This is a genomic window from Streptomyces sp. NRRL WC-3549, assembly GCF_000721935.1.
Taxonomy (GTDB): Bacteria; Actinomycetota; Actinomycetes; order Streptomycetales; family Streptomycetaceae; genus Streptomyces.
This window is the reverse complement of record NZ_KL585423.1, coordinates 145,364-147,035: the sequence shown is the minus strand read 5'-3', so window position 1 is coordinate 147,035 and position 1,672 is coordinate 145,364. Positions and strand designations below refer to the sequence as shown.

Genomic DNA, 1,672 nt, shown 5'->3' with positions numbered 1-1,672 from the left:
GAGCCGTGGGGCGCCCGCCGTGATGGCGGAGGCGTGGCAGGCGCAGGCCCTCGCCCGGGCGGTCGGAGGGCGGCTGGCGTCCTGCGGACCGGCCGAAGTACGGACCGAGGCGCGCGAGCTCGGCGAGACGAGCGGCCCCGCCACCGCGGTGCCCGACCACCCGGTGGTCCCGGCCGGCGAGGTCAGGGCGCGCCTTCTCACGGAAGTCGCCGACGTGCGGGTCGCGTTGACGTCTCTTGCCCGTCTGCTCGGTGAGGTGGGGATCGCGCTGGTGGGGATCGCCTGTGACACGGAGGACGGGCTCTACTGGCAGTGCATCGAGGCGATAGACGCGGTCGACGAGTCGGTGGACCGGGTGCACGCCATGCTGCGACGGCTCGCCGAGCTGCCCCACGACCACGGGACCGTGGGGGAAGGCGAGCACGAGCACGGCCGGGGAGGCGGTCCTGGCCCCGAGCGGGAGTCCGGCCATGAGCGGGAGTCCGGCCCCGAGCGGGAGTCCGGCCATGAGCGGGACGGCCCTTGTGTGGCGCTCGGGAGGCGAGCGGAATCGCGGCCCGTCACGTCGTGAGCGGGCCCCGGGAGCCCTGGCCGGGCTCCCGGGGCCGCCCCCGAGCCGCCACGACAGGTGGGGGCGGGAGGGGAGCGCGGGGACGGCGGCCGCGAAGGTGCAGGATGGAGACATGGATCTTCGAATCTTCACCGAGCCCCAGCAAGGGGCGAGCTACGACACCCTGCTCCGCGTCGCCAAGGCCACCGAGGAGCTCGGCTTCGACGCCTTCTACCGCTCCGACCACTACCTGCGCATGGGATCCGGCGACGGGCTGCCCGGGCCGACCGACGCGTGGATCACCCTGGCCGGACTGGCCCGCGAGACCAAGCGCATCCGTCTGGGCACCCTGATGACGGCGGGCACCTTCCGCCTGCCCGGTGTCCTGGCCATCCAGGTGGCCCAGGTCGACCAGATGTCCGGCGGCCGGGTCGAGCTGGGCCTGGGCGCGGGCTGGTTCGAGGAGGAGCACAAGGCGTACGGCATCCCCTTCCCGAAGGAGAAGTTCGGCCGGCTGGAGGAGCAGCTGGCGATCGTCACGGGCCTGTGGGAGACCGAGGTCGGCAAGACCTTCAGTTACGACGGCACCTTCTACCAGCTCACCGACTCGCCCGCGCTGCCCAAGCCGGCCCAGGCCAAGGTGCCGGTCCTGATCGGCGGGCACGGCGCGGTCCGCACCCCGCGGCTCGCCGCTCAGTACGCGGACGAGTTCAACATCCCGTTCGCGTCCCTGGAGGACAGCGAGAAGCAGTTCGGCCGGGTCAAGGACGCGGCCAGGGCGGCGGGCCGTGCGCCGGACGACCTGGTGTACTCCAACGCCCTGGTGGTCTGCGTGGGCAAGGACGACGCGGAGGTGGCACGCCGGGCGTCCGCCATCGGCCGTGAGGTCGAGGACCTCCGGGCGAACGGACTGGCCGGCTCACCCGCCGAGGTGGTCGACAAGATCGGCCGGTACGCCGCGATCGGAGCGTCCCGGATCTACCTCCAGGTCCTGGACCTGGACGACCTGGACCACCTGGAGCTGATCTCCTCACAGGTCCAGTCGCAGCTGAACTGAGAACGACGGGGTGAACGGGTCCGGCGCACCGGACCCGTTCACGGAAGCGCCAGGGAGAGGAGCTG

2 protein-coding genes are annotated in these 1,672 nt (G+C 72.5%); both read left to right on the top strand.

Annotated features, from left to right (window positions below):
* Positions 1-571, top strand: a 571-nt coding sequence (locus IH13_RS0127050; RefSeq protein ID WP_031088592.1) for a DUF6099 family protein, incomplete at its 5' end; no start/stop codon positions are given.
* Between the two features lie 112 nt (positions 572-683).
* Complete coding sequence (locus tag IH13_RS0127045; RefSeq protein WP_031088591.1) at positions 684-1,607, top strand: LLM class F420-dependent oxidoreductase; 924 nt, start codon at positions 684-686, stop codon at positions 1,605-1,607.
* The last annotated feature ends 65 nt before the right edge of the window (positions 1,608-1,672 follow it).